Genomic DNA, 23,992 nt, shown 5'->3' with positions numbered 1-23,992 from the left:
GCGGGCCGGGTGCTCCCGCCGATCCAGGGTAGGGAGAGCCCGCCCCACAGCCGCTGGGAGGCCGCTGGAGGGGAGGTCAGGGAACCCCTTGGGAGAATGAACGCGTGACCAGGTCCTCTCTCGCGCTCGCCGACCGCTTCGAGGGCGTCGAGCGCATCGCGGTGCTGCGGGGCGGCGGCCTCGGCGACCTCGTCTTCACGTTGCCGGCGATCGAGGCGCTCGCCGCCGCGTACCCCGGCGCCTCGATCACGGTGCTCGGCATGCCGTCGCACGCGGCGCTGCTCGCCGGGCGCCCCGGCACGGCGGTGACGGACGTCGAGGTGCTGCCCGTCGCGCACGGCATCCGCAAGGGCGAGCAGGACGACACCGCGGTCGAGGAGTTCCTCGGCCGCATGCGCGAGCGCCGTTTCGACCTCGGTGTGCAGGCGAACGGCGGCGGGCGCAACTCGAACCCGTTCCTGCTGCGCATGGCGCCGCGGCACACGATCGGCACGGTCACCGACGACGCGGTGCCGCTCGAGCGGACCCTGCCGTACCGCTACTACCAGCACGAGGTGCAGCGCTGGCTCGAGGTCGCCGGCCTCGCGGGTGCGGCGCCGGTCGAGCTCGAGCCGCGGCTCGGCGTGACCGACGCGGAGCGCGCTGCGGCGCGGGCGCTGCTCGGCGAGGGGCCGGTGCTCGTGATCCACCCGGGCGCGACGGATCCGCGCCGGCGCTGGCCGGCGGACCGGTTCGGCGCGGTCGCGGAGGAGGTCGTCCGCTCGGGCGCGCAGGTGCTCGTCGTCGGCGACGCGACCGACGTCGACGCCGCGCACGAGATCGTCGTCGCGGCCGCCGCCGGGCTGCCGGGCGCGCTGCAGCCGCGGGTGCGGTCGCTCGCCGACCGGCTGTCCCTGTCCGAGCTCGCGGGGGTGCTCGCCGAGGCCGACGTCGTGCTCGCGAACGACAGCGGGCCGCGACACCTCGCGCAGGCCCTCGGCACGCCGACGGTGGGGCTGTTCTGGTTCGGCAACGCGCTGAACGCGGCGCCGATGGGGCGGATGCGGCACCGCATCCTGCTCGCCTGGGTCACGGCCTGCCCGATCTGCGGGGCGGACGTGACCCAGGTCGGCTGGACGGCGGAGCGGTGCCCCCACGACCCGTCGTTCCTCACCGACATCCAGGTGCCGGCGGTGCTCGACGAGGTGCGGGACCTGCTGCCCGCCTAGGTCGTCGGGGAGCCTCCCGGCGTCAGCGCCGCACGGCCGCGAGCCCGCCGACGAGCACGTCGCGCGTCTTCGCGCCGTCCTTCGGGCCCACGATCCCGTGCTCCTCGAGCAGGTCCATCAGGTGGTCCGCACGGGCGAAGCCGATGCCGAGCTTGCGCTGGAGCAGCCCGGTGCTGCAGAACTGCGTCGAGACGACGAGCTCGGCGGCCTTGCCGAAGTCGCCGAAGTCGGTCCCGAGCCGCGGCGCCGCCGCGACGAGCACCGCCTCGAGCGACGCGCGGCCCGGCCCGAGGCTCCGAGCCGGCCGCGGTCCGACCGGCAGCGGGCCGAGGTCGCCGCGGCCCAGCGGCAGCGGGCGCAGCCGGCAGCCGAGCGCGGTGTCGCGGGTGGCGTGCTGCACCGAGCACCCCGGGTGCGTGTAGTACGGCTCCCCCCGGTGCCGACGCGGGCGGTCCGTGCGCGGACGTCGCGCGACGGTCACGGAGAGGGGGCCGAGGTCGAATCCGATTCCCATGCCGTGGACGGTATGCGTCGAGGCCGCCGGAGGGCCTCCGACAGGGCCGATGGTCCCTCGCGGTCGCCCCGAAGTGGGGCTCCTACCGGCGGGGCTCCCCGGCGCCGAGCGCTCGTGCCGCCGCCACGAGCTCGGCGTTGCTCGCGGCGCGGGTGCCGTCGGGCAGCAGCAGCGTGTCCTCGAACCCGATCCGCGTGTCGACGCCGCGGCGCACCGCGTCCTCGACCAGGGGCCACGTCGCCTCGCCGTCGCCGTGCTGCAGCCGCGGCGCGGTCACGCCACCGCGGTCGAGCACCGCGTGGATCGCGTCGACGACCGCGACCGCGTCGGCCGCCGGCACGTCGACCGGCTCGACGAGCACCCGCAGCACCCGGTCGCCGAGCTCGCTGCGGACGAGCAGCTCGGCGTCCTCGACGGTCCACACCCCGGCCTCGACCCCGATCGCGTTGCTGAGCAGCGCGTGGGCCACCTCGAGCGCGCCCTCCTCCGACAGGTTCACCGAGGCGTAGTCGGGCTGCCGCCAGGCGTGCACGTGCTGCAGCAGCCGGCGCCGCTCGGGCTCGATCCAGGCGCCCGTGGTCACGCCGACCGGCCAGCGGGTGCCGTCGCGCACCGTCGCGACGACGGCGTCGACCACCGCCGGCGTGGTGCACTCGCGGCCCGTCGCGTCGCGCGGGTGCACGTGGAAGGCCTGGGCCCCGGCGCGCTCGCACGCCGCCGCGTCGTCGCGGAGCTCCTCGGGCGCGAGCGGCACCGCGGGGTGGTCGTCGCGGGTGAGCGGACCGTTCAGCGTCGCCTGCAGCAGCATCCGGGCACGGTAGGCACCGGTGCTCCGGATCCACTGACCGACGTCGTCGGGGATCAGCGGCGGGTGCTCACGGCCAGGAGGGCTCCTCCTCGTGCATGACCGAGATCTCGCGGATCTCCGAGCCGCGGGGCGAGGAGAGCGCGAACACGACGGCGGCGGCGACGTTCGCCGGGTCGTTGAGGTTGGCGTCCTCGCCGGGTGCGTACTGGGCGGTGCGGCCGTCGAAGAAGCGCGTCTTCATGCCGGCGGGGATGAGGGTCGTCACGCCGATCTGCCCGCGGGTCTCGGCGGCGAGGGCGCGGCTGAAGCCGATGACGCCGAACTTCGAGGCGGAGTACGCGGTCGCGTCCGAGACGGCCCGCACGCCGAGCGACGACGACACGGTGACCACCCGGCCGTGCGTCTCGTAGAGCGCCGGCAGCGCGGCGCGGACGACCGCGGCGGTGCCGAGCAGGTTCACCGCGACGACGCGCTCCCACACGTCGCCGGGGGTCTCGTCGAGCCGTCCCGGCTTGTCGATGCCGGCGGCGGTGACGACGGCGTCGAGGCCGCCCTGCTCCTTCGCGATCCGGGCGACGAGCGCCTCGACGTCGCGGGTCGCGGTGACGTCGCCCTCGTAGGCGGGGTAGGGGGAGCCGTCGACCGCGAGGTCGAGCACGATCGGGCTGCCCCCGGCCTGGGCGACGGCGTCGGCGACGGCCGCGCCGAGGCCCGAGGCCCCGCCCGTGATCAGGGTGCGGCCGAGCGGGGTGGGCTGGGTGCTGGCGAGCGGCATGGTGCTCCTTCGGAAGCGGGTTTCGGGCGGGACGGGCGCGCCGCGGCGCGGCCCTGGTCAGCCGACGGCGGCGAGCGCCGCGGCGAGGCGGGTGGTCGAGCGGCCGGGGTGGAACGGCACCGTCACCGCGCGGCCGCCCCACTCCTGGATGACGGCGGCCTCGGGGAGGTCGGCGGCGCTGTAGTCGCCGCCCTTCACCCAGATGTCGGGCTGGATGCGGCGGATGGCCTCGACAGGGGTGCTCTCGTCGAAGACGAGCACGGCGTCGACGACCTCGAGCGCGAGGAGGAGGTCGACCCGGTCGGCCTCCTGGATGATCGGCCGCTCGGGGCCCTTCAGCTCGCGCACCGACCGGTCGGAGTTCAGCAGCACGATCAGGCAGTCGCCGAGCCCGCGCGCGGCGGACAGCGTGCGGGCGTGCCCGGCGTGCAGCAGGTCGAAGCAGCCGCCCGTCGCGACGACGGTGCCGCCTGCGGCGCGCACGCGTTCCGCGACCGCGACCGCGTCGTGGTCGGGGCCTGCGAGCGTCGTGGTGTTCGCGGGACGCGCGAGCGACGCGACGCCGCCGGCGGCGAGGAACGCGGCGGTGTCCTGGACGGCGGTGAGCACCGCGTCGGACACCGGCGCGCCGCCCGCGACGGACACCGCGAGGCTCGCGGCGAAGCGGTCGCCCGCGCCGCAGGTGTCGGCGTTCTCGACCGCGGGCGCCTGCGCGACGAACGGGAGACCGGTGGCGGAGCCGCGCAGCAGCGCGCCGTGCTCGCCCATCGTGACGACGACGGCCTGCGCCGCCCAGCGCTCGCGGAGCCGCAGAGCGGCCTCGTCGGCGACGGGCACGCCGGAGCCCGCGAGCTCGGCGGCGACGCGCGCCTCGCCGAGGTTCGGGGTGACGACGGCGACGCCCGGCACGGGGTCGGTGCCGCGGGGGTGCGGATCCCAGACGACCGGCACGCGCGCGGCGGCCTCGGTGAGCGCCTCGCGCAGGGCGGGGTGCTCGGTGAGTCGGCGGCCGTAGTCGGCGACGAGCACGACCTCGGCCGTGCGCACCGCGTCGAGCATGGCGTGGGTCACCTCGGGCACCGGCGGCCGGCCCGACCCCTCGTCGATGCGGGCGATCGCGTGCGCGGCCGTGCGGAGGCGCGTCTTCACGGCGGTGGGCGCGTTCGAGGGGCCGGCGACCACGTCGACGCCGTCGAGGGTCTCGCGCAGGCGCTCGGCCGACTCGTCGTCCCCGAGCGCGGTGACGAGCCGCACGCGGTGGCCGTCGCGGGCGAGCAGCGTCGCGACGAGCCCGGCGCCGCCGGCGCGGCGGACCTGCTCGGCGATGTCGACGACGGGCACGGGCGCCTCGGGGGAGAGGCGCTCGACGTCGCCGACGAGGTCGACGTCGAGGAGGGCGTCGCCGACGACGGTGATCGCGGTCATCGGGTGGGTCCGAGCGCGGCGTGGACGGCGGCGTCGAACACCCGGCACAGGGCGTGCACGGCCACGAGCTGCGCCTCCTGCACGTTCGCGCCGGCGCCGGGCAGCGTGAGCGCGTCGTCCGCGGCGATCGTGAGCGGGTTCGGACCGGGTCCGGTCAGCGCCCACACGGTGGCGCCGGCCGCTCGCGCGGCGCGGGCGGCGTGGAGGAGGTTCGCGCTCGTGCCGCTCGTCGAGAGCAGGATCAGCACGTCGCCGGGTGCCGCGTGCGCCGTCACCTGCCGGGCGAAGACGTGCTCGAAGCCGTAATCGTTGCCGATCGCGGTGAGGGCCGAGGTGTCGCCGTGGAGGCAGATCGCGCTGAAGGCGCGGCGGTCGCCGTCGAAGCGGCCGACGAGCTCGGCCGTGAGGTGCTGGGCCTCGGCGGCCGAGCCGCCGTTGCCGGCCGCGAGCAGGCGCGCGCCCCCGAGCAGCCGGGTCGCGAGCGTCGCGCCCCACTCGGCGAGCCGCGGGGCCTCGGCCTGCAGCGCCTCGATCACGGGCAGGACGGCGGCGACGTGGTCGCGTGCGATGCGGCTCGCGTGCGTGGTGATCGGCGGAGTGGTGGTGCTCATCGTTCCCTCGTCCTGCGGGCCGAGACGGTCGAACCCGTCTGCAGCTGCTGATACACGCGAGCAGTCTCGGCCGCGATCCTGTGCCAGGAGTAGCGGCCCGTGGCCCGTCGGCGCCCCGCGCGGCCGTAGCGACGGCGCCGCTCGGGCTCGGCGAGCAGCAGGCCGACCGCCTCCGCGACCGCCTGCGGGTCGCGCGGCGGCACGTGGAGGCCGGTGACGTCCTCGACGACCGTGTCGATCAGGCCGCCGACGCTCGAGGCGACGACGGGCACGCCGCACGCCATGGCCTCGAGCGGCACGATGCCGAACGGCTCGTACCAGGGGGCGCAGACGACGACGTCGGCGCTGCGGTACCACTGGGGGAGGTCCTCGTGCTCGATGCGGCCGAGCAGCGTGACGCGATCCGTGACGCCCTGCTCGGCGATGACGCGGCGCAGGCGCTCGACCTCGGGGTCGGCCTCGAGGTGCTCCGCGTCGCCCGCGCCGCCGACGACGACGAGCTCGGCGTCGACGCCGTGACGCACGAGCTCGGCGAGCGCCTCGATCGCGATGCCGACGCCCTTGCGCTGCACGAGGCGGGAGACGGCGAGGATGCGCATCCGGTCGCCGCGTGGCGCGGCGGGGCCGTCGGGGCGGAAGTGCTCGGTGTCGACGCCGCAGGGCACGACGGCGATGCGCGACGACGGCACCCCGAAGGCCTTCAGCTCGAACGCCTCGTCGGAGCAGGTGGCGATGACCGTGTCGACGCGGCGGGCGACGTCGGGCTCGAGCCAGGAGCGCTCGGCGGGCGAGGTGTCCTGCAGGCCCTGATGGCGGCGCTTCACGACCCCGAGCGCGTGGAAGGTCTGGGTCACGGGCAGGTGGCCGCCGAGGGCGAGGTCGACGCGGCGAGCGGCGTCGAGCATGGCGAGGCCCGACATCCAGAAGTGCCCGTGCACGACGTCGGGCCGGTCGGCGGTCCAGGCGGCGGCGAGCTGGTCGGCGAACTCGCCCATGTGCGGCAGCAGCCTGTCCTTCGACACGACCTGCGCGGGCCCCGCGTCGACCTGCACGACCTGGACGCCGGCGGCGAACGCGGTGCGCTCCGGCACCCGCGGGTCCTCGCGGCGCGTGTACACCGTCACCTCGTGACCGTCGGCGGCGAGCGCGGTGGCGAGCGCGGCGACGTGCACGTTCTGGCCGCCGGCGTCGACGCCGCCGAGCACGGCGAGGGGGCTCGCGTGCTCCGAGACGAGTGAGATCTTCACGGGCGCCTTCCTTCTCCAGCGAGTGCGCGCCTTGTGCCGCGGTGCGCGGCGGCGGCGTTCCCGAGCACCTCGTCCCAGTCCGCGAGGAACCGGGCGAGGCCGTACCGCGCGAGCGCGGCCTCCCGGGCGACGCGGCCGCGGCGGGCCGCCTCGTCGGGGTCGTCGAGGAGCCGGCGGACCGCCGACTCGAGCTCCGTCACGTCGCTCGAGACCGCGCCGGCCTCGGGCGGCACCGCGCGGAACGCCTCGGTCGCGCCGAGCACGACGACGGGCATCGCGAGATGCATCGCCTCGAGCAGCGAGAGGCCGAGCGAGGTCCAGCGCATCGGGTGCAGGTAGAGCCGCCGGGCGGCGAGCGCGTCGTGCATCGCCGCGGGCTTCACGTCGCCGAGGCCGCTGATGTCGGGCCGCTCCTCGCCGAACGCGCCGCCCAGCAGCTCGGTCCCCATCCCGAACACGTCGACGGGCGCGAGGGCCGCGAAGCGGGGGAGCAGGTCGGTGCCGGTGACGCGCCCGCGGCGGACCGGCTCGTTGATCACGGCGCCGAGCCGCGGCAGCGCACCCGTGTAGCGGGCGCCCGGGTCGACGATGCCGTGCTCGATCACCGTGGTCGGGGCGGAACCCGAGTCCCAGAGCAGGGCGTTCATGTGGGTGACGTGCACGACCGGGATCGCGCGCTGGTCGGCCAGGGGGTGCAGCTCGTTCGGCACCGCGCCGCCCTTCGGCGTGTTGTGCTCGAGGAACACGGCGGGCACGTCGCGCCCGGGCCGCCGGCCGAGCAGCCGCTCCGCCTCGTCGATCTCCTGCGGGCGCTGCAGCACGACCACGTCGACCCCGGAGTCGGCGAGCCGCTCCGGAGCGATCTCGACCGCGTTCGGCCAGTCGCGCCCGCCGCGGCCGAGCCCCCAGCCGTCGCGCTCCGGGGTGGTGGGCAGCAGGTACTCGTGGTCGCCGCGGACGAACGCGTCGGTCCAGCCGCCGTGGACGTGCCAGAGCAGGACCCTCATGCCGTCACCCCCGCACCGGGCCGGACCGGGCCGGCCCCCTGGGCGACGAGCCGCTCGGCGGCGGCCACGACCTCCTCGGGCGCGACGCCGGCGAGGCACGGGTGCCCGGGCACGGGGCAGACGCGGGCGCGGGTGCCGGCGCAGGGCGCGTCCTGGTCGCCGAGCAGCGCGACCGGCACGCCGTAGGGCGCCCAGCGGATCGCGGGGACGACCGGGGCGAAGAGGCTGACGACCGGCGTGCGGACGGCGGCCGCGAGGTGAGCCGGTCCGGTGTTGCCGCTGATGAGGGCGTCGGCGTCGCGGAGGAGCGCCGCGAGGTCGGCCAGGCCGAGCGCGCCGCCGAGGTCGAGGCCGGCCGATCCGGCGACCTCGGCGGTGAGGGGGCGCTCGGCGGGCGCGCCGGTGACGACGACCGTGTGACCGCGTTCGGCGAGCAGCTCGACCACCCGCGCGGACGACGGACCGGGGTAGGCGCGGGCGGGCACGGCCGCACCCGGGTGCACGACGAGGTAGCGGCCCCTGGGGGCGGCGTCCGGCCGCGCTGCGCCCAGGTCCACCGCGAGCCCGCCGTCGTCGCCGTCGGGGAGGGCGAAGCCGGCCGCCTCGGCGATCCGCAGGGCCCGGACCGGCTCGGGCAGGTCCTCGGGCAGCGTCTCCCCGGGGATCAGGCGCACGTCGAGCAGGCCGCCGGCGGCGTCGACCGACGCACCGCTGATGCGGGGGACGCCGGCGAGCCGGAGCAGCAGCGCGAGCGGCAGCGGGGACTGGTGGAACGAGGTGAGGAGAACGGCCTCGTCCGGCCGCTCCTCGGCCACGATCGCGGCCAGCTCCGCCTGCAGCGCGGCGTCGACCGGGCGGTCGCCGCCCGCGATCCAGGGAGCGAGGAACGTGCGCACGCGGGTGACGCCGGGCAGCAGCTCGGCCGCCCGGGCGCCCTGCGGGCCCGCGAGCAGCACGACCTCGGCGCGCGCCGCGATCGCGCGCACCGCGGGGCCGCTGACGAGCACGTCGCCCATGCTGTCGAGCCGGGCGACGAGGACGCGGCGGGTCACCGGGCGGGCCCCAGGGCGAGGTCGACGGCCTCGCCGAGGTCGCGGGCGACACGGGGGGCGGCGGCGACCTCCTCCTTCCGGGTGACCGGGGTGGGCACGAGCACCGATCGGGCGCCCGCCGCGGCGGCCGCGCCCATGTCGGCGCCGATGTCGCCGATCACGACGGTGTCGGCGGGATCGACGCCGAGCCGGGAGGCGGCGTCGAGCACGAGGCCCGGGCCGGGCTTGCGGCAGCCGCAGCCGTCGTCCGGGCCGTGCGGGCACACGCACCAGGCGTCGAAGGCGCCGAAGAGCTCGTCGACGCGGGCGTTCACCGCGCGCACCTGCTCGGGGGTGACGATGCCGCGGGCGATGCCCGACTGGTTCGTCACCACGGCGGTCGGCAGGCCGGCGGCGCGCACGCGACGCACCGCCTCGATGGCGCCCGGCATCGCTTCGACGCGGTCGGGATCGCCGTTGTAGGGGACGTCGACGACGAGCGTCCCGTCGCGGTCGAACAGGACTGCGGACGGTGCTCCCTGGGAGTTCGTCGCAAGTTCCATGACTCATGATTAGTTGAATGGGCGTCACGGAACCTTGGGATCCGCCGCGAGAAGCCCGGGTGGAAGGAGCGGGGACATGGCCGACGACCAGGGGTTCGCTGCGCCCGACGACCGGCCTGTCGCAGTCGCGCTGCGAGCCCTGAAGCTCGGTGACCTGCTCGTCGCGGTGCCTGCGCTGAAGGCCCTCCGCCGCGGGCTGCCCGAGCACCGGCTGCTGCTCGCGACGTCGGCGTGGCTCGAGCCGCTGGTGCGCCTCGTCCCCGGCGTCGACGGCCTCGTTCCCGCGAAGGGCCTCGATGCGCTGCTGCCGTTCGCGCCCGGCGAGGTCGATGTCGCGGCGAACCTGCACGGCAACGGGCCGGAGTCGCGCGGCATCGTCGACGCGCTCGGCGCGCGGCGGACGATCCAGCACGCCCGGCCCGGCGAGCCGGGCCTGCCGTGGCTCGACGGCATCCTCGAGCGGGAGCGCTGGGTGCGGCTGACCGGCGCGTTCGGGATGCCCGGCGATCCCGACGACGTCGCGATCGACGTGCCGGCCGAGCCGAGTCCCGCGCCCGGTGCGGCCGTCGTGCACGTCGGCGCCTTCTACGGCTCCCGGCAGTGGCCGGTCGAGCGCTTCGCCGCGGTGGCGCGCCGCCTCGCCGACGAGGGCCGCGAGGTCGTCTTCTCCGGCAGCGCGACCGAGCGCGAGCGGGCGCTCGCGGTCGCCGACGCGGGCGGGTTCCCGGAGAGCGACGTGCTCGCGGGCCGCCTGACGCTCGACGGCTTCGCCGGGCTCGTCGCGAGCGCCTCGCTCGTCGTCACCGCCGACACCGGCGCCGCCCACCTCGCCTCGGCGTACCGCATCCCGTCCGTCGTGATCTTCGGGCCCGCGCCGCCCGAGGAGTGGGGGCCGCCCGCCTCCGGCCCGCACCTCGTGCTCACCCACGCGGAGCTGCGGGTCGGCGACACCTTCGGCGCCGAGCCCGATCCGGCGCTGCTCGCCGTGACGGTCGACGAGGTGCTCGCCGCGATCGCGCGGCTGCCCGTGGGCGAGCGGCGCCCCTAGCCCAGCGCGGCGGCGAGCTCCGCCGCGAGGTCGCCGCGCTCCGCGACCGCGATCGCGTCGAGGCCCTGCCAGCGGGCGGCGTCGCGGACGACCGGCGCGAGGCGCTCGGCGACGGCGCCGGGACCGCCCTTCGCGCCGGGCTCGATCCAGGCGGCCTGCACGAGCAGCACGCCCGCCTTCCGGTCGGCCTTCAGGTCGATGCGGCCGGCGAGCCGGTCGCCGACGAGGGCGGGCAGCACGTAGTAGCCGTGCACCCGCTCCGCCGCGGGCGTGTAGATCGAGATCCGGTAGTGGAAGCCGAAGAGCCGCTCGATGCGGTCCCGCTGCCAGACGACCGGGTCGAACGGGCTGAGCAGCGCCGCGGCCCTCATCCGCACCGGGGGCAGGGCGGAGGCGGCGCGCCAGGCGGGCATCGGGCCCGCTCCGCGCCGCCAGCCCTCGACCTGCACCGGGACGAGCTCGCCGGCGTCCTCGAGCTCGCGGGCGGCGGTCGCCGCCTGGTCGATGCGCAGCCGGTAGTAGTCGGCGAGGTCGGGCAGCGCCGCGACGCCGTGCGCCACCGCGGCGCGGCGGACGAGCTCGCGGACGGCGTCGCGCTCGGGCACGTCCACCATCGGCTCCTCGAGGACCTGCTCCGGCAGCGCGTAGCGGCGCTCGAAGCCGCGGCGCCCGGCGGTGACGACCGTGCCCTGCGCGAAGAGCAGCTCGAGGGTGCGCTTCACGTCGGACCAGCCCCACCATGGGCCGCTCCGCACGTTCGCGGAGTGCTCGATCTCGCTCGCGGCGAGCGGGCCGCGACTGGCGAGCTCGGCGAGCAGCAGGTCGGCGAGCCCGCGATGCGCCTCGAGCCGCTCCGCGTAGCGGTGCGCGTAGAAGCGGCGGCGGAACGCGAACAGGCCGAGGTCGGTCTTCGGCACGAACGCGGCCTCGTGGGCCCAGTACTCGACGTACGGCGTCCCCGGCTGCAGCACGAGCCGGTCGAGCAGCGCACGGTCGTACGGGCCGATCCTCGCGAGCATCGGCAGGTAGTGGCTGCGCTCGAACACGTTCACCGAGTCGATCTGCAGCAGCCGCAGACGTTCCAGCACGGCGGCGATGCGCGCCGGACCACGCGTCGGCGGCTTCGCCCCGCCGAAGCCCTGCGCGGCGAGCGCGACGCGGCGCGCCTCACGCAGCGACATCGTCTCGACCACGCATCGAACGCTAACGGGACCGCCCCCGATGAACGGCCGCTCCGTAGACTTCCTGAGATGGCCGCCCGCCCGCCCGAGCCGCCGCCCGTCGAGGCGGCCCCGCCTCCTGCGGCGACGGCGCGGCGCACCGACGAGGCGCTCGCGGCGATCCCGCTCGGCCTGCGCGTCGCCGGCGCATGGTCGTGGCGCAGCCTCGCGGTCATCGACCTGCCGGAGGAGCCGGACGACCCCAGGGACCGCCGCCGGCGGAACGACGACCCGCGACCGGAGGACGTGAAGACCGTTGCGTGACTCGACCGACGCCGTGCTCGCGGAGACGCCCGAGGCGGCTGCCGCGACCCTCGCCCCACCGGCCACCGGCTCGCCCGCGCCGTCGATCGAGCGCATCCGCGACGCCGCGGCGGTGCTCGCCGGGATCGCCGAGCCGACACCCATGGAGTCGTCGCGGTACCTCTCCGAGGTCGCAGGCGTCCCCGTGCACCTGAAGTGCGAGAACCTGCAGCGCACCGGCTCGTTCAAGATCCGCGGCGCCGCCTACCGGCTGTCGCGGCTCAGCCCCGAGGAGCGGGCGCGCGGCGTCGTCGCCGCATCCGCCGGCAACCACGCGCAGGGCGTCGCGCTCGCGGCGCGGGAGCTCGGCATCGCGGCGACGATCTTCACGCCGATCGGCGTCGCGCTGCCGAAGCTGCAGGCCACCCGCGGCTACGGGGCGCGGGTCGAGCTCGTCGGGCACACGGTCGACGAGTCGCTGCGAGCCGCGGCCGAGTTCGCGGAGCGCACCGGCGCGGTGCTCGTGCCGCCCTTCGACCACGTCGACGTGATGGCGGGCCAGGGCACGCTCGGCCTCGAGATCCTCGCCGCGGTGCCGGACGTCGGCACCGTCGTCGTGCCGACGGGCGGCGGCGGGCTGCTCGCCGGCATCGCGGCGGCGATCAGGCAGGCGGCGGACCACCCGGTGCGCGTCGTCGGCGTGCAGGCGGCGGGCGTCGCGCCGTTCCCGGCGTCGATCGCCGCGCGCGAGCCCGTCACCATCACGCCGGCGCCCACGATCGCCGACGGCATCGCCGTCGCGACGCCCGGCCGGCTCACGCTCGGCGTGATCTCGGAGCTCGTCGACGAGGTCGTCACCGTCACCGACGACGAGACGGCGAGCGCCTTGCTCGTGCTGCTCGAGCGGGCGAAGCTCGTCGTCGAGCCGGCGGGCGCCGTGGGCGTCGCGGCCCTGCTCGCGCACCGCTTCGAGGCCGTCGGGCCCACGGTGGTGCTGCTCTCGGGCGGCAACATCGACCCGCTCATGATGGAGCGGGTGATCAGCCGCGGCCTCGTGGCCTCCGACCGCTACCTCACGCTGCGCATCGGGCTGCCGGACCGGCCGGGCCAGCTCGCCCTCATCTCCGCGCTCATCGCCGAGGCGAACGCGAACGTCGTCGAGGTGCTGCACACGCGCCGCGGCACGGGCCTCCAGATCAGCGAGGTGCTGATCGACATCAGCGTCGAGACGCGCGGCGCGGAGCACCGCGACCGCGTGCTCGAGCGCCTCCGCGAGGCGGGCTACGCCCCGCAGGTGGTCTGAGCCCGCGCCCGGCCGAATACCGCGTGTAGGTGATCCGCTCTCGCGTAGGTGCGACACGCGACCGCGGTACCTACACCAGGGCGAAGTACCTACACGCGGTCATCGGCGCCCCGGGCCGAAGGGCGTGCCGGCGCGGGCGTCAGGCCTCGTAGGGCTCGACCTTCTCGATGCGCACCTCGATGGCGCGGCCGTTCGGGGCCTGGTAGGTGACGGTGTCGCCGACGGCCGCGCCGTTGATGGCGTGGCCGAGCGGGCTCTGCTCGCTGTAGACGTCGAGATCGGAGTCGCCCGCGATCTCGCGGTTGCCGAGCAGGAAGCGGGTCTCGTTGCCCGCGATGCTCGCCGTCACGACCGTGCCCGGCGCGACGTGGCCGTCGCTCGGCTGCGCGGCGCCCACCTCGGCGGTGCGCAGCAGCTGGGTGAGCTGGCGGATGCGGGCCTCGATCTTGCCCTGCTCCTCCTTGGCCGCGTGGTAGCCGCCGTTCTCGCGGAGGTCGCCCTCCTCGCGGGCCTGCTCGATGCGCTTCGCGATCTCGGTGCGGCCGGGGCCCGACAGCTCCTCGAGCTCGGCCGAGAGGCGGTCGAAGGCCTCCTGGGTGAGCCAGGTGACGGCGCTTTCCTGTGACATGACGATCTCTCCGGTATCGGGAAGGGCCGACGGTCGGCCTCCCGCTGAGGGCGGACGGCGGGCCGGTGGTGGACTCCACTCGAAGCGGCCCGCGGGTGCACCCGCGCAGCGGGTAAGCGATGTTAGGCGCGCCTGCAGGACTCGATCAAGCCGGTCGTGGGCTTCCGCGTCACGAGCACGGTGGTCGTCCCGGACCGGTCCTCGCGGCCCGTGACTGGCACCTCGACCTCCTTGAGGCCGAGGACCGAGCCGCTGTCGTCCTGGGCCTCGATGGCGCAGACGAGGGCGTGCGAGGCGTCGCCCGTGACGACCCAGCCGATCGTCACGGAGCGGTCGCCCTGGATCGTGTAGCCGGTGGTCGAGAGCGCGGTGGAGGCGCCCGCACCGCCCACGCCCGTCCAGACCGCCCAGGCGGCGGCCGCGACGAGCAGCACGCCGACCACGATCGTGGCGGGCAGCAGCGCGCGCCGGCGCTGCCGCGGTGCCCGGCCGTACCGGTCGTCGAGGCGCACGGCGGAACCCGTCATGACCCTCCTCCCGCTCGGCTAGAGTCGGCGCTGCCCGATGGTACGGGCGTTCTCGAGGGCAGGAGGCGCGCCGCATGCTGCTCGCCGCCCCCACCCCGTCGCCGTCGCCGTCGTTCAACGCCGACGTCGTCACGCCCGGCGTCGTCGGGTTCCTCGCCATGGCCGTCATCGCCGCCGCGACCGTGCTGCTCATCGTCGACATGAACCGTCGCATCCGCCGCGCCCGCTACCGCGGCGAGGCCGAGGCGCGCATCGCCGAGGAGGAGCGGCAGCGCGACCAGGGCTGACCGCCCCGGTGCCGCCGGCTCAGCGCACCGGGTGCAGCGCGATGAGCAGCGTCGCCGCCCAGTGGCAGGCGAACGCGAGCACCGTGCAGGCGTGGAACACCTCGTGGAAGCCGAAGCGGCCCGGGAACGGGTTCGGCCGCTTCACGGCGTACGCGACCGCGCCGAGGGTGTAGAGCACGCCGCCGACGAGGAACAGCACCATCATCGGCGCCGCGTTCGCGAACAGCGGACCGAAGTCCATGACGGCCGCCCAGCCGAGCCCGATGTAGATCGGCACGTAGAGCCAGCGGGGCGCGCCGATCCAGAAGACGCGGAACCCGATGCCGACGAGCGCGACGCCCCACACCACGGCGAGCAGCACGACCCCCGGCGCCCCCGGCAGCGCGAGCAGCGACATCGGCGTGTAGGTGCCGGCGATGAGCAGGAAGATGTTCGCGTGGTCGACGCGCTTCAGCGCCCGCTTCACCTTCGGTGACCAGTCGACGCGGTGGTAGAGCGCCGAGTTGCCGAACAGCAGCAGCGACGTGACCGCGAAGACCGCGCTCGCGATCTTCGCCTCGGCGCCGTCCGCGAGCGCGACGAGCACGATGCCGAGCACGAGCGCGACTGGTGTCGTGCCGAGGTGCAGCCAGCCCCGCCACGTCGGCCGCGGCTCGGCGTGGGCAGCGTTGCCCGACTCCTCGACGAGCGGCAGGTGCGGCAGGTCCGTGCGCGGCGACTCGCCGAGCGGCCGCGCGGCCACCGGGCCCCCGCGGTGCAGCTCCTCGTCCGTCCCCGCCATCGCGTCGAGGGTACCGGCGGCGGCCCGCTCCCGGCTCGTCGCGGGACGGGGCGGACTAGCGTGCTCGTATGCGGATCGGCGGGCAGCGGATACGGATGCCCGCCTACCGCCTCTACCAGCGGCGGCTCCGCCGGCAGCTCGCGTCGGCGCCGCTGCCGCACCACGTCGCGATGATCCTCGACGGCAACCGGCGGTGGGCCCGTCTCGCCGGCCTCGAGTCCGCGGCGCACGGGCACCGGGCGGGTGCCGACAAGATCCTCGAGTTCGCCGGCTGGGTCGACGACCTCGGCATCCCCGTCATCACGCTGTACCTGCTGTCGACCGACAACCTCACGGGCCGGCCCGACGAGGAGCTCGAGGCGCTCTTCCGCATCATCGGCGACCTCGCGACGAGCCTCGCCAGGCGGTGGAAGGTGCAGCACGTCGGCACCGCGACCGGTCTGCCGCCGGCGCTCGAGTCGGCGCTCACCGAGGCCGAGCGGGCGAGCGCGTCGCGGAGCGGGCTGCACATCAACCTCGCGGTCGGCTACGGCGGCCGCACCGAGATCGCCGACGCGATGCGGAGCATCGTCGCCGCCCACGCCGCCGAGGGCGGGACGCTCGACGAGCTCGCCGACCGCCTCACGCCGGCGCTCATCGAGCAGCACCTCTACACGGGCGGCCAGCCCGATCCCGACCTCGTGATCCGCACGTCCGGGGAGCAGCGGCTGTCGGACTTCATGCTCTGGCAGAGCGCGCACAGCGAGTTCTACTTCGTCGAGGCGCTCGGGCCCGATCTTCGCGAGGTCGACTTCCTGCGCGCGCTGCGCGCCTACGGGCAGCGCCAGCGCCGCTACGGCGGCTGAGACCGCGTGTCAGGAGCCGTGGCTACCGTCGGCCACGTGGAGCTGCAGGACTACCTCGCCGGCTTCGGCGAGGAGCCCGGCTACCTCGACTTCGCGGCCTACGGGCCGCCGTCGCGCGCGGTGCGGGCCGAGGCGGCCGCCCAGGAGGAGGCGCTCAGCCGGGCCCGGCCCGGCGCGCTCGAGCGGGTGCACGGCGCGGTCGACCGGCTCGGCGCGGCCGTGGAGGCCGTCACCGGCTTCCGGCGCGACCAGGTCGTGTTCAGCCCGAACACCTCGCAGGGGCTCGTGCAGGCCGTCTTCGGGGTCGCCGGCGGTGTACTCGTCGCCCCGTCCGAGTTCCCGAGCCTGCCGGTGGCGGCGGTCCGCGCCTCCGAGGCGCTACAGGCCACCGCGCCGATCTGGCTCGACACCGACGACGGCCGGGTCACGCCCGGCGCCGTCCGCGACCGGCTGACGAGCACGACGACGGCCGTCGCGGTGAACGCCGTCGACGCCCGCACCGGCTTCGTCGTCGATCTCGAGGGCATCCGGCAGGTCATCGGCGACCGCCTCCTGATCGTCGACGCGGTGCAGGCGGTGGGTGCGGTCGAGCTGCCGTGGACCGAGGCCGATGTGCTCGCGTGCGGCGGGCAGAAGTGGCTCCGCGCCGGGCACGGCTCGGGCTTCCTCGCGCTCAGCGACCGCGCGGCGAACCGGCTGACGCCCGTGCTGTCGAACGTGGGCGGCTTGCCCGACCTCGTCTGGGACGCGGTGCCGCCGCCCGCGCCGGGTGCCGCCGGCATGCAGATCGGCTTCCCCGACCCCGTCGCGGCGGCCCGGCTCGCCGCCGCGCTCGACGAGCTCGCCGCGGCCGGTCCGGCCGTGATCGCGGCGCGCGTCGCCGAGCGGGTCGCCCGGGTGCTCGAGCTCGCCGACGAGGCCGGCCTCGACGTCGTCTCACCGCGCGCGGAGGCCGACCGGGCCGGCATCGTGGTGGTGGATCCGCGGCCGGACCGGCTCACGGCCCTCACGGCCGCGCTGCTGAACGCCGGTGTGTCGGTCACCGTGCGGCAGGGGCGGGTGCGCGTCGCCCCGCACGCCGGCACGACCGACGAGACCCTCCTGCTGCTGCGCACCGCGCTCCGCGAGGCCGAAGCGGCGACGAGGGCGGTGCGGTGAGCGACCCGCGCACGCTCTACGTGAGCGACCTCGACGGCACGCTGCTCGGTGACGACGGCCGCATCAGCGAGCGCTCCCTCACGACCATCGGCGCCCTGCTCGAGCGCGGCGACGTCGCCTTCACGGTCGCGACTGCACGGTCGTACGCCACCGCGCGCCGCGCGATCGCCGAGCTGCCGATCCGGCTGCCGATGGTCGTCTACAGCGGTGCGTTCGCCGTCGACCCGGACACGGGCGAGCGGCGCTGGCAGGTGCTGTTCGCGCCGGCGACCGTGCCCGCGCTGCTCGAGGAGGCAGTGCCTCTCGGCCTCGTGCCGGTCGTGTTCTGGCTGCAGGACGGCCGCGAGCGCATGAGCTGGGTGCCGGGCGGCGAGCCGTCGGGCCTCGCCCGCTGGCTCGAGGCGCGCCGCGGCGACCCGCGGCTGCTGCCCGTCGAGCGGTGGGACGAGGTCGACACCTCGGTCGCCTTCTTCGTGAGCGTCGTCGGGCCCGCGGCCGCCCTCGAGCGGCTCGTCGCCGCCCTCGAGGGGGCGCCGGCGGGGGAGGACTGCGCGCTCGCGTTCCAGCCGAGCGCGACGGATCCCGACCGCTCCGTGCTCGACGTGACCGCGGCGGCCGCGACGAAGGCCGAGGCCGTGCTGCGCGTCGCGCGCGAGGCCGGCTTCGACCGCGTCGAGGCCTTCGGCGACGGCCCGAACGACATGCCGCTCTTCGAGGAGGCCGACGAGGCCCACGCCGTCGCGAACGCCGACGCCGCGGTGCTCGAGGCGGCCACCGACGTGATCCCGCCGAACGTCGAGGACGGCGTCGCCGCCTACCTCGTCGCAGAGGCGGCCGAGGGCGCGCGCGATCCCGAGGCGGACGGCCGCTGAGGCCGCTCTCCACAGGCGCGGCGCGGCTCCGTCGCGTGTCCGAGGGCTGCCGTACCGTGTGCCGCACCAGTACGGATCCGAGCCCGGGCCCCGTGCCCGGCTCGCATCCTCAAGCAGCCGCGGCGGTGCCGCGCGGCGAGGAGGCCAAGTGCCCGAGGCAGTCCCCACCAGAACCGAGGGCGCGCCCGCCCAGGCCGCGCCGTCGCCGGCCCGCACCGCCCAGCGCACCTTCGTGCTCGACACGTCCGTGCTGCTGTCCGACCCCAAGGCGCCGTTCCGCTTCGCGGAGCACGCGGTCGTGCTGCCGGTCGTCGTGGTCTCCGAGCTCGAGAGCAAGCGCAACGACCCCGAGATCGGCTACTTCGCACGTCAGGCGCTCCGCAACCTCGACGAGCTGCGGGTGCAGCACGAACGGCTCGACTTCCCCGTCCCGGTCGGCGACGGCGGGTCGCTCCGCGTCGAGCTGAACCACTCGAACATGAGCGTGCTGCCGAACGGCCTGCAGCTCGGCGGCAACGACGCCCGCATCCTCGCGGTGGCGCAGAACCTCGCGAACGACGGGCTCGACGTCACGGTCGTGTCGAAGGACCTGCCGATGCGCGTCAAGGCGTCGTCGATCGGCCTGCACGCCGAGGAGTACCGCGCCGAGCTCGCCGTCGACACCGGCTACACGGGCGTCGCCGAGGTCGCGGTCGGCGCCGACGCCATGGCGCGCCTCTACGACGAGCACCGGCTGCGCACGCCCGAGGCCGAGGGCCTGCCCGTGAACACGGGCGTCGTGCTCACCTCCGAACGCGGCTCCGCCCTGGCGCGGGTCGGCCACGGCGGCGAGCTGGGGCTCGTCCGCGGCGACCGCGACGTGTTCGGGCTGCACGGCCGCAGCGCCGAGCAGCGCCTCGCGATCGACCTGCTGCTCGACCCGGAGGTCGGCATCGTCTCGCTCGGCGGCCGCGCCGGCACCGGCAAGAGCGCCCTCGCCCTCTGCGCCGGGCTCGAGGCCGTGCTCGAGCGGCAGCAGCACCGCCGCATCCTCGTCTTCCGCCCCCTCTACGCGGTCGGCGGCCAGGATCTCGGGTACCTGCCCGGCGACGCGGGCGAGAAGATGAGCCCCTGGGGCCAGGCGGTGTTCGACACCCTCGGCGCGGTCGTCTCGCCGAACGTCGTCGACGAGGTGGTCGAGCGCGGCGTGCTCGAGGTGCTGCCGCTCACCCACATCCGCGGTCGCAGCCTGCACGACGCGTTCGTCATCGTCGACGAGGCGCAGTCGCTCGAACGCAACGTGCTGCTCACGGTGCTCTCCCGCATCGGCCAGAACTCGCGGGTGGTGCTCACGCACGACGTCGCGCAGCGCGACAACCTCCGCGTCGGCCGCTACGACGGCGTCGCGAGCGTCATCGAGACGTTGAAGGGGCACCCGCTGTTCGGTCACGTCACCCTCACCCGGTCGGAGCGCAGCGCCATCGCGGCGCTCGTCACCGACCTGCTCGAGTCGAACGAGCTCTAGCAGAGCAGCGGCGCCGCCCGTTCGCGTGGTTGCGACCGGGCGGCGCTTCTGCCGAGGATGAGGGGCCGTGCGCCCTCACGGAGCCGTCGAACCTGGAGCCCCTCATCCCATCCGTCCTGCCCGAGCCGTCCCAGCAGCGACTCGCCATCGGCGCGAAGCTCCGGGCCACGCGGCACGCCCAGGGCATGACGATCGCGCACGTCGCCGAGGCGACCGGGCTCACGAAGGGCTTCATCAGCCGCGTCGAGCGTGACGAGACCTCGCCGAGCGTCGTCACGCTGATCATGCTCTGCGAGGTGCTCTCGCTGCCGGTCGGCCGGCTCTTCGAGGCGCCCGAGCGCGCCGTGGTCCGGCTCGCCGACGCGCCGCGCATCAACCTCGGCGGCGTCGGGGTCGTGGAGCGGCTCGTCAGCGCCCGCTCCGAGCCGCGTGTGCAGGTGATCCGCTCGACGCTCGAGCCGGGCGCCTCCGGCGGCCCCGACCTCTACACGATGAGCAGCGAGGCCGAGGTCGTCCACGTGCTCTCGGGGGCGGTGCGGCTGCGCTTCGCCACCGAGGAGGTGGCGCTCACGGCGGGCGACTCGCTCACCTTCGCGGGCCGCGACCCGCACAGCTGGACGAACGTCGCCGAGGGCCGCACCGAGCTCGTCTGGGTGCTCGCGCCCGCCGCGTGGAGCGGCTCGGGCTGACCGGCAGGCGCCGGCTCACCCCACCTGGAAGGCGACGGCGCGCACGGGGGCGCCGTCGGTGCCCTGGAAGGCGAGCGGCAGTAGCGACACGATCGCATCGTCGAAGTCGATGCTTCCGAGGTTCGTGAGGTTCTCGCAGATGACCCCGCCGGCCCGGGCGATGCGGTGGTGCACGGGGAAGCCGACGCCCGGATGGTCGTCGTCGGGCGTCTCGTCGAGGTTGATCGCGTCGATGCCGATCGCCCGCACGCCGGCGTCGAGCAGCGCCGCGCACGCGGCGTCGTCGAGGTAGGGGTGGTCGAAGTAGGCGTCGGTGCCGCGGTGGCGGTCCCAGCCCGTGTGCAGCAGCACGATCGAGCCCGGCCCGACGCGGGGGAGGACGTCCGCGAGGTGCATCGTCGTGATCGGGGCGCGCGCACCGACGTCCTGCACGTCGGCGACGACGGCCGGCCCGAGGAAGGTCGAGAGCGGCACCTGCTCGATGGTCGGGGCGTCGTCCTCGAAGTGGAAGGGGGCATCGACGTGCGTGCCGGTCTGCGTGCCCATGTGCACTGCGAGCAGGTTGAAGCCGTCGCGCTCCACGGTGCTGTGCGGCAGGAACTCGAGGGCCGGATCGCCCGGGTAGGTCTGCACCGCTGCATCGACGGGGATCGAGAGATCGACGACGCGAAGTATCCTCACGGAGGAAAAGTATCGCCTGCTGGTCACCTTCCCGCTACGCTCCCTGCCGACCGTCCAGCATGAGAGAGGCCCACATGAGCAACGAGGCTCCCGCCGTCCCCCTGCAAGCGCCGCCGCCGCGCATCACCGACGTGGAGCAGCACGGCGTCGACACGATCCCCGCCGCCGAGCGCACCTCCGGACCGCTCGACCTGTTCCGCATCCAGTTCGGCGGCGCGAACACGTTCGCCACCGTCCTGCTCGGTACGTTCCCGATCGCGCTCGGCCTGTCGTTCTGGCAGGCGGTGCTCGCGACCGTGCTCGGTGTGGTCGTCGGTGCGCTGATCCTCGCGCCGATGGGCCTGTTCGGCCCGCGGACCGGCACGAACAACGCGGTCTCGTCCGGCGCGCACGTCGGGGTGCGCGGCCGCGTGGTCGGCTCGTTCCTCTCGCTGCTCACCGCGATCGCGTTCTACTCGATCTCGGTCTGGGTGAGCGGCGACGCGATCGTGGGAGCCCTGAACCGCCTCGCCGGCGTGCCCGACTCGCCGCTGCTGCGCTCGGTGCTCTACGCCCTGATCGGCGCGGTCGTCATCGTGGTCGTCGTCTACGGCTACCAGTTCATGCTCTTCGTGAACAAGGTCGCCGTGATCGCGAACACGGTGCTGTTCCTGCTCGCGATCGTCGCCTTCGCCGGCACGTTCGACGCGGGGTACGACCCGGGGCCGTCGCACTACGCGCTCGGCGGCTTCTGGCCGACGTTCATCCTCGCGGCGCTCATCGTCATGAGCAACCCGATCTCGTTCGGCGCCTTCCTCGGCGACTGGGCGCGCTACATCCCGAAGGGCACCCCCACCGGCAGGCTGGTCGGAGCGACCCTGCTCGGGCAGGGCGCCTCGCTCATCCCGTTCCTGTTCGGCGTCGCGACCGCGACGCTCGTCTCGGGCAAGGTCGACTACGTGGTCGGCCTCGTGCAGGCCTCGCCGCTCTGGTACGCGATCGTGCTCATCGTCGTCGCGTTCATCGGCGGCCTCTCGACCGGCACCACGTCGCTCTACGGCACGGGCCTCGACTTCTCGTCGGTGTTCCCGCACTTCACCCGCGTGCAGGCCACGATCGGCATCGGTGTCCTGGCGTTCGCCTTCATCCTCATCGGCCGCCTCGTGTTCGACCTCCTCGGCGCCGTGAACGCCTTCGTCGGCGCGATCGTCGTGACCACCACCCCGTGGATGATCATCCTCGCGATCGCCTACTTCACGCACCGCGGCTGGTACGACGAGCGCGACCTGCAGGTGTTCAACCGTGGTGAGACCGGGGGCCGGTACTGGTTCACCAGGGGCGTGAACTGGCGCGGCCTCGGTGCCTGGATCGTCGCCGCGATCGTCGGCCTGCTGTTCTCGAACTACCCGCCGATCGTCACGGGCCCGTTCCGCGACCTCGCGGGCGGCATCGACCTCAGTCTGCTCTCCGGCATCGTCACCGCGGCGGTCGTCTACCTCGCTGCGCTCTGGCTCTTCCCGGAGCCCGAGTACTGCTTCGGGCCCGAGGGGCCGCGTCTCGTGCCGAGCCGGCACGGGACGCCGACCCCGATCGTGCAGGACCACTCCTCCGCCGCCGCTCGCGCGGCCGCCCGGCGGGCGAAGACCGTTGGCTGAGCCGCAGGGCGCCGAGGCCGAGGTGCGCGACGCCGCGGCCGCGCTCGTCGAGGCGTTCGCCGCGCACGACACGCACGCCTACTTCGCCTGCTTCGCGCCGGAGGCGTCGTTCGTCTTCCACACGTCGCCGGAGCGCCTGCCCGACCGCGCCGCCTACGAGCGGCTCTGGGCGCGCTGGGAGCGGGAGGACGGCTTCCGCGTGCACGGCTGCACGAGCAGCGCCGCCGAGGTCCTGATGCTCGGCGACGCCGCGGTGTTCGTGCACGACGTCGACACCGACGTCGAGCTCGGCGGCGTGCGCGAGACCGTGCACGAGCGGGAGACCATCGTCTTCGAACGACGGGACGGACGCTTCGTCGCGGTGCACGAGCACCTGTCGCCGCGACCGGACCCGGAGGGGGACTCATGACGGAGCCGATCGGACCCGCGGACGCGAGCCGGTCGCCGCGCTTCGCGGGCATCGCGACCTTCGCGCGGCTGCCGCGCCTCGAGGACGTCGGCCACGCCGACGTCGCGGTCGTCGGCGTGCCCTTCGACAGCGGGGTGAGCTACCGTCCGGGCGCCCGGTTCGGGCCGGCGCACGTGCGCGAGGCGTCGCGGCTGCTGCGCCCCTACAACCCGGCGCAGGACGTCTCGCCGTTCGCCGTGCAGCAGGTCGCCGATGCCGGTGACATCGCGGTGAACCCCTTCGACATCACGGAGGCCGTCGCGGACGTCGAGCGGGCCGCCACCGCGCTCACCGAGGGTGGGACGAGGCTGCTCACGATCGGCGGCGACCACACGATCGCGCTGCCGCTGCTCCGGTCCGTCGCGAAGCGGCACGGGCCGGTCGCCGTCGTGCACTTCGACGCCCACCTCGACACCTGGGACACCTACTTCGGCGCGCCCGTGACGCACGGCACGCCGTTCCGTCGCGCCTCGGAGGAGGGGCTGATCGACCAGCGGCGCAGCCTGCACGTCGGGATCCGCGGGCCGCTCTACGACCGGCAGGACCTCCGCGACGACGAGCGGCTCGGCTTCGCCGTGATCTCGAGCGTCGACGTCGAGGAGGAGGGGGTCGCCACGGCCCTGGCCCGGATGCTCCGCCGGCTCGGCGACGGCCCGGTGTACGTGTCGGTCGACATCGACGTGCTCGACCCGGCCCACGCCCCCGGCACCGGCACGCCCGAGGCGGGCGGACTCACGAGCCGCGAGCTGCTCCGCCTGCTGCGCGCGCTCGCCGAGGTGCCGCTCGTCGGCGCCGACGTCGTCGAGGTGGCCCCGGCGTACGACCACGCGCAGGTGACGGCGGTCGCCGCCTCGCACGTCGCCTACGAGATCCTCTCGGCGATGGCGAGGAGCACCGCGGGCTGACGGCTGAGGGGCCGGCCACGCCGCTCTCGG

General features: G+C 75.2%; 26 protein-coding genes and 1 pseudogene. 13 read left to right on the top strand and 14 right to left on the bottom strand.

The genetic code is table 11. The features are described from left to right. The first annotated feature begins 104 nt into the window (after nucleotides 1-104). Nucleotides 105-1,208: a glycosyltransferase family 9 protein gene (locus tag QDR37_RS15730; protein WP_279714714.1), complete on the top strand. Its 1,104-nt coding sequence runs from the start codon at nucleotides 105-107 to the stop codon at nucleotides 1,206-1,208. 49 nt (nucleotides 1,209-1,257) lie between these two features. On the opposite strand, the pseudogene QDR37_RS15725 reads toward QDR37_RS15730, so the two are convergent. From QDR37_RS15725 to QDR37_RS15685, 9 genes and pseudogenes are all read right to left on the bottom strand, one after another. After that, nucleotides 1,258-1,419 (bottom strand): annotated as a pseudogene (locus QDR37_RS15725) (DNA translocase FtsK); the annotation flags it as partial. 385 nt (nucleotides 1,420-1,804) lie between these two features. Further along, complete coding sequence (locus QDR37_RS15720; RefSeq protein ID WP_279714713.1) at nucleotides 1,805-2,530, bottom strand: 3-keto-5-aminohexanoate cleavage protein; 726 nt, start codon at nucleotides 2,528-2,530, stop codon at nucleotides 1,805-1,807. Nucleotides 2,531-2,597: 67 nt separating this feature from the next. Beyond that, nucleotides 2,598-3,305 carry an SDR family NAD(P)-dependent oxidoreductase gene (locus tag QDR37_RS15715; RefSeq protein WP_279714712.1) on the bottom strand — a complete coding sequence of 236 codons (708 nt, stop codon included), beginning with the start codon at nucleotides 3,303-3,305 and terminating at the stop codon, nucleotides 2,598-2,600. Between the two features lie 57 nt (nucleotides 3,306-3,362). Beyond that, nucleotides 3,363-4,730 (bottom strand): PfkB family carbohydrate kinase, encoded by a 1,368-nt coding sequence (locus tag QDR37_RS15710; RefSeq protein ID WP_279714711.1) that lies wholly within the window; start codon nucleotides 4,728-4,730, stop codon nucleotides 3,363-3,365. Further along, nucleotides 4,727-5,341 (bottom strand): SIS domain-containing protein, encoded by a 615-nt coding sequence (locus tag QDR37_RS15705; protein ID WP_279714710.1) that lies wholly within the window; start codon nucleotides 5,339-5,341, stop codon nucleotides 4,727-4,729. The genes QDR37_RS15710 and QDR37_RS15705 overlap by 4 nt, the downstream gene beginning before the upstream one ends. Next, nucleotides 5,338-6,588 (bottom strand): glycosyltransferase, encoded by a 1,251-nt coding sequence (locus QDR37_RS15700; RefSeq protein WP_279714709.1) that lies wholly within the window; start codon nucleotides 6,586-6,588, stop codon nucleotides 5,338-5,340. The genes QDR37_RS15705 and QDR37_RS15700 overlap by 4 nt, the downstream gene beginning before the upstream one ends. Then, complete coding sequence (locus QDR37_RS15695) at nucleotides 6,585-7,595, bottom strand: glycosyltransferase (protein ID WP_279714708.1); 1,011 nt, start codon at nucleotides 7,593-7,595, stop codon at nucleotides 6,585-6,587. Before QDR37_RS15695 ends, QDR37_RS15700 begins: the two co-directional genes overlap by 4 nt. Then, a complete protein-coding gene (locus QDR37_RS15690) occupies nucleotides 7,592-8,611 on the bottom strand; it encodes a glycosyltransferase family 9 protein (RefSeq protein ID WP_279714898.1) in 1,020 nt (339 codons plus the stop codon). The genes QDR37_RS15695 and QDR37_RS15690 overlap by 4 nt, the downstream gene beginning before the upstream one ends. 32 nt (nucleotides 8,612-8,643) lie before the next feature. Beyond that, entirely contained in the window at nucleotides 8,644-9,189 is a 546-nt protein-coding gene (locus QDR37_RS15685) for an HAD family hydrolase (protein ID WP_279714707.1), read from the bottom strand. A gap of 76 nt (nucleotides 9,190-9,265) precedes the next feature. Between QDR37_RS15685 and QDR37_RS15680 the strand changes: the two genes are divergently transcribed. Further along, nucleotides 9,266-10,237, top strand: coding sequence for a glycosyltransferase family 9 protein (locus tag QDR37_RS15680; protein ID WP_279714706.1), 972 nt, complete (start codon nucleotides 9,266-9,268; stop codon nucleotides 10,235-10,237). Here the strand turns inward: QDR37_RS15680 and QDR37_RS15675 are convergent. Beyond that, nucleotides 10,234-11,430: a crosslink repair DNA glycosylase YcaQ family protein gene (locus tag QDR37_RS15675; RefSeq protein ID WP_279714705.1), complete on the bottom strand. Its 1,197-nt coding sequence runs from the start codon at nucleotides 11,428-11,430 to the stop codon at nucleotides 10,234-10,236. The genes QDR37_RS15680 and QDR37_RS15675 overlap by 4 nt on opposite strands. 57 nt (nucleotides 11,431-11,487) lie before the next feature. Here QDR37_RS15675 and QDR37_RS15670 point away from each other — a divergent pair, with 57 nt between their 5' ends. Further along, nucleotides 11,488-11,721, top strand: coding sequence for a hypothetical protein (locus tag QDR37_RS15670; RefSeq protein ID WP_279714704.1), 234 nt, complete (start codon nucleotides 11,488-11,490; stop codon nucleotides 11,719-11,721). A gap of 94 nt (nucleotides 11,722-11,815) precedes the next feature. Beyond that, on the top strand, nucleotides 11,816-13,003 hold the full coding sequence (ilvA, locus tag QDR37_RS15665; RefSeq protein ID WP_279714897.1) for a threonine ammonia-lyase: 1,188 nt from the start codon (nucleotides 11,816-11,818) through the stop codon (nucleotides 13,001-13,003). Nucleotides 13,004-13,142: 139 nt separating this feature from the next. Here ilvA and greA read toward each other — a convergent pair whose 3' ends face one another. Both greA and QDR37_RS15655 read right to left on the bottom strand, forming a co-directional pair. Further along, nucleotides 13,143-13,631, bottom strand: coding sequence for a transcription elongation factor GreA (gene greA, locus QDR37_RS15660; RefSeq protein ID WP_279714703.1), 489 nt, complete (start codon nucleotides 13,629-13,631; stop codon nucleotides 13,143-13,145). Nucleotides 13,632-13,753: 122 nt separating this feature from the next. After that, nucleotides 13,754-14,158 (bottom strand): DUF4307 domain-containing protein, encoded by a 405-nt coding sequence (locus QDR37_RS15655; RefSeq protein ID WP_279714702.1) that lies wholly within the window; start codon nucleotides 14,156-14,158, stop codon nucleotides 13,754-13,756. Nucleotides 14,159-14,232: 74 nt separating this feature from the next. Between QDR37_RS15655 and QDR37_RS15650 the strand changes: the two genes are divergently transcribed. Then, complete coding sequence (locus QDR37_RS15650; RefSeq protein WP_279714701.1) at nucleotides 14,233-14,445, top strand: hypothetical protein; 213 nt, start codon at nucleotides 14,233-14,235, stop codon at nucleotides 14,443-14,445. 19 nt (nucleotides 14,446-14,464) lie between these two features. Here the strand turns inward: QDR37_RS15650 and QDR37_RS15645 are convergent, their stop codons facing one another. Continuing rightward, a complete protein-coding gene (locus QDR37_RS15645; RefSeq protein WP_347882114.1) occupies nucleotides 14,465-15,226 on the bottom strand; it encodes a hemolysin III family protein in 762 nt (253 codons plus the stop codon). A gap of 95 nt (nucleotides 15,227-15,321) precedes the next feature. On the opposite strand from QDR37_RS15645, the gene QDR37_RS15640 reads away from it, so the two are divergent. The 5 genes from QDR37_RS15640 to QDR37_RS15620 all read left to right on the top strand — a co-directional run bounded on the left by QDR37_RS15640 (nucleotide 15,322) and on the right by QDR37_RS15620 (nucleotide 20,294). Further along, entirely contained in the window at nucleotides 15,322-16,071 is a 750-nt protein-coding gene (locus QDR37_RS15640; RefSeq protein ID WP_279714700.1) for an isoprenyl transferase, read from the top strand. 36 nt (nucleotides 16,072-16,107) lie between these two features. Then, the gene (locus QDR37_RS15635; protein WP_279714699.1) at nucleotides 16,108-17,229 is read left to right on the top strand and encodes an aminotransferase class V-fold PLP-dependent enzyme; all 1,122 of its coding nucleotides are present in this window, start codon (nucleotides 16,108-16,110) and stop codon (nucleotides 17,227-17,229) included. Continuing rightward, nucleotides 17,226-18,101 (top strand): HAD family hydrolase, encoded by an 876-nt coding sequence (locus QDR37_RS15630; protein WP_279714698.1) that lies wholly within the window; start codon nucleotides 17,226-17,228, stop codon nucleotides 18,099-18,101. Before QDR37_RS15635 ends, QDR37_RS15630 begins: the two co-directional genes overlap by 4 nt. A 148-nt stretch (nucleotides 18,102-18,249) precedes the next feature. Beyond that, on the top strand, nucleotides 18,250-19,605 hold the full coding sequence (locus tag QDR37_RS15625; protein WP_279714697.1) for a PhoH family protein: 1,356 nt from the start codon (nucleotides 18,250-18,252) through the stop codon (nucleotides 19,603-19,605). Between the two features lie 104 nt (nucleotides 19,606-19,709). Continuing rightward, the gene (locus QDR37_RS15620) at nucleotides 19,710-20,294 is read left to right on the top strand and encodes a cupin domain-containing protein (protein ID WP_279714895.1); all 585 of its coding nucleotides are present in this window, start codon (nucleotides 19,710-19,712) and stop codon (nucleotides 20,292-20,294) included. Between the two features lie 15 nt (nucleotides 20,295-20,309). Here the strand turns inward: QDR37_RS15620 and QDR37_RS15615 are convergent, their stop codons facing one another. Further along, nucleotides 20,310-20,975: a cyclase family protein gene (locus QDR37_RS15615; RefSeq protein WP_279714696.1), complete on the bottom strand. Its 666-nt coding sequence runs from the start codon at nucleotides 20,973-20,975 to the stop codon at nucleotides 20,310-20,312. A gap of 74 nt (nucleotides 20,976-21,049) precedes the next feature. Between QDR37_RS15615 and QDR37_RS15610 the strand changes: the two genes are divergently transcribed. Genes QDR37_RS15610 through speB form a run of 3 tightly spaced genes read left to right on the top strand, consistent with a single transcriptional unit; the run spans nucleotide 21,050 to nucleotide 23,962 of the window. Further along, nucleotides 21,050-22,609 carry a cytosine permease gene (locus QDR37_RS15610; RefSeq protein WP_279714695.1) on the top strand — a complete coding sequence of 520 codons (1,560 nt, stop codon included), beginning with the start codon at nucleotides 21,050-21,052 and terminating at the stop codon, nucleotides 22,607-22,609. Continuing rightward, entirely contained in the window at nucleotides 22,602-23,018 is a 417-nt protein-coding gene (locus QDR37_RS15605; RefSeq protein ID WP_279714694.1) for a nuclear transport factor 2 family protein, read from the top strand. The genes QDR37_RS15610 and QDR37_RS15605 overlap by 8 nt, the downstream gene beginning before the upstream one ends. Next, nucleotides 23,015-23,962: an agmatinase gene (speB, locus tag QDR37_RS15600; RefSeq protein ID WP_279714693.1), complete on the top strand. Its 948-nt coding sequence runs from the start codon at nucleotides 23,015-23,017 to the stop codon at nucleotides 23,960-23,962. The genes QDR37_RS15605 and speB overlap by 4 nt, the downstream gene beginning before the upstream one ends. Nucleotides 23,963-23,992 lie beyond the last annotated feature (30 nt).

Source organism: Amnibacterium sp. CER49, from assembly GCF_029846255.1.
In the GTDB taxonomy this organism is placed as follows: domain Bacteria; phylum Actinomycetota; class Actinomycetes; order Actinomycetales; family Microbacteriaceae; genus Amnibacterium.
This window is presented reverse-complemented; position numbering and strand designations above follow the sequence as displayed.

What these genes read in the sequence shown, in the direction of transcription:
- QDR37_RS15720 (WP_279714713.1), bottom strand. Translation starts at nt 2,530, where the DNA reads ATGCTGCTGCAGGCGACGCTGAACGGTCCGCTCACCCGCGACGACCAC.
- QDR37_RS15715 (WP_279714712.1), bottom strand. Translation starts at nt 3,305, where the DNA reads ATGCCGCTCGCCAGCACCCAGCCCACCCCGCTCGGCCGCACCCTGATC.
- QDR37_RS15710 (WP_279714711.1), bottom strand. Translation starts at nt 4,730, where the DNA reads ATGACCGCGATCACCGTCGTCGGCGACGCCCTCCTCGACGTCGACCTC.
- QDR37_RS15705 (WP_279714710.1), bottom strand. Translation starts at nt 5,341, where the DNA reads ATGAGCACCACCACTCCGCCGATCACCACGCACGCGAGCCGCATCGCA.
- QDR37_RS15695 (WP_279714708.1), bottom strand. Translation starts at nt 7,595, where the DNA reads ATGAGGGTCCTGCTCTGGCACGTCCACGGCGGCTGGACCGACGCGTTC.
- QDR37_RS15690 (WP_279714898.1), bottom strand. Translation starts at nt 8,611, where the DNA reads ATGGGCGACGTGCTCGTCAGCGGCCCCGCGGTGCGCGCGATCGCGGCG.
- QDR37_RS15685 (WP_279714707.1), bottom strand. Translation starts at nt 9,189, where the DNA reads ATGGAACTTGCGACGAACTCCCAGGGAGCACCGTCCGCAGTCCTGTTC.
- QDR37_RS15680 (WP_279714706.1), top strand. Translation starts at nt 9,266, where the DNA reads ATGGCCGACGACCAGGGGTTCGCTGCGCCCGACGACCGGCCTGTCGCA.
- QDR37_RS15670 (WP_279714704.1), top strand. Translation starts at nt 11,488, where the DNA reads ATGGCCGCCCGCCCGCCCGAGCCGCCGCCCGTCGAGGCGGCCCCGCCT.
- greA (WP_279714703.1), bottom strand. Translation starts at nt 13,631, where the DNA reads ATGTCACAGGAAAGCGCCGTCACCTGGCTCACCCAGGAGGCCTTCGAC.
- QDR37_RS15655 (WP_279714702.1), bottom strand. Translation starts at nt 14,158, where the DNA reads ATGACGGGTTCCGCCGTGCGCCTCGACGACCGGTACGGCCGGGCACCG.
- QDR37_RS15650 (WP_279714701.1), top strand. Translation starts at nt 14,233, where the DNA reads ATGCTGCTCGCCGCCCCCACCCCGTCGCCGTCGCCGTCGTTCAACGCC.
- QDR37_RS15645 (WP_347882114.1), bottom strand. Translation starts at nt 15,226, where the DNA reads ATGGCGGGGACGGACGAGGAGCTGCACCGCGGGGGCCCGGTGGCCGCG.
- QDR37_RS15640 (WP_279714700.1), top strand. Translation starts at nt 15,322, where the DNA reads ATGCCCGCCTACCGCCTCTACCAGCGGCGGCTCCGCCGGCAGCTCGCG.
- QDR37_RS15610 (WP_279714695.1), top strand. Translation starts at nt 21,050, where the DNA reads ATGAGCAACGAGGCTCCCGCCGTCCCCCTGCAAGCGCCGCCGCCGCGC.
- speB (WP_279714693.1), top strand. Translation starts at nt 23,015, where the DNA reads ATGACGGAGCCGATCGGACCCGCGGACGCGAGCCGGTCGCCGCGCTTC.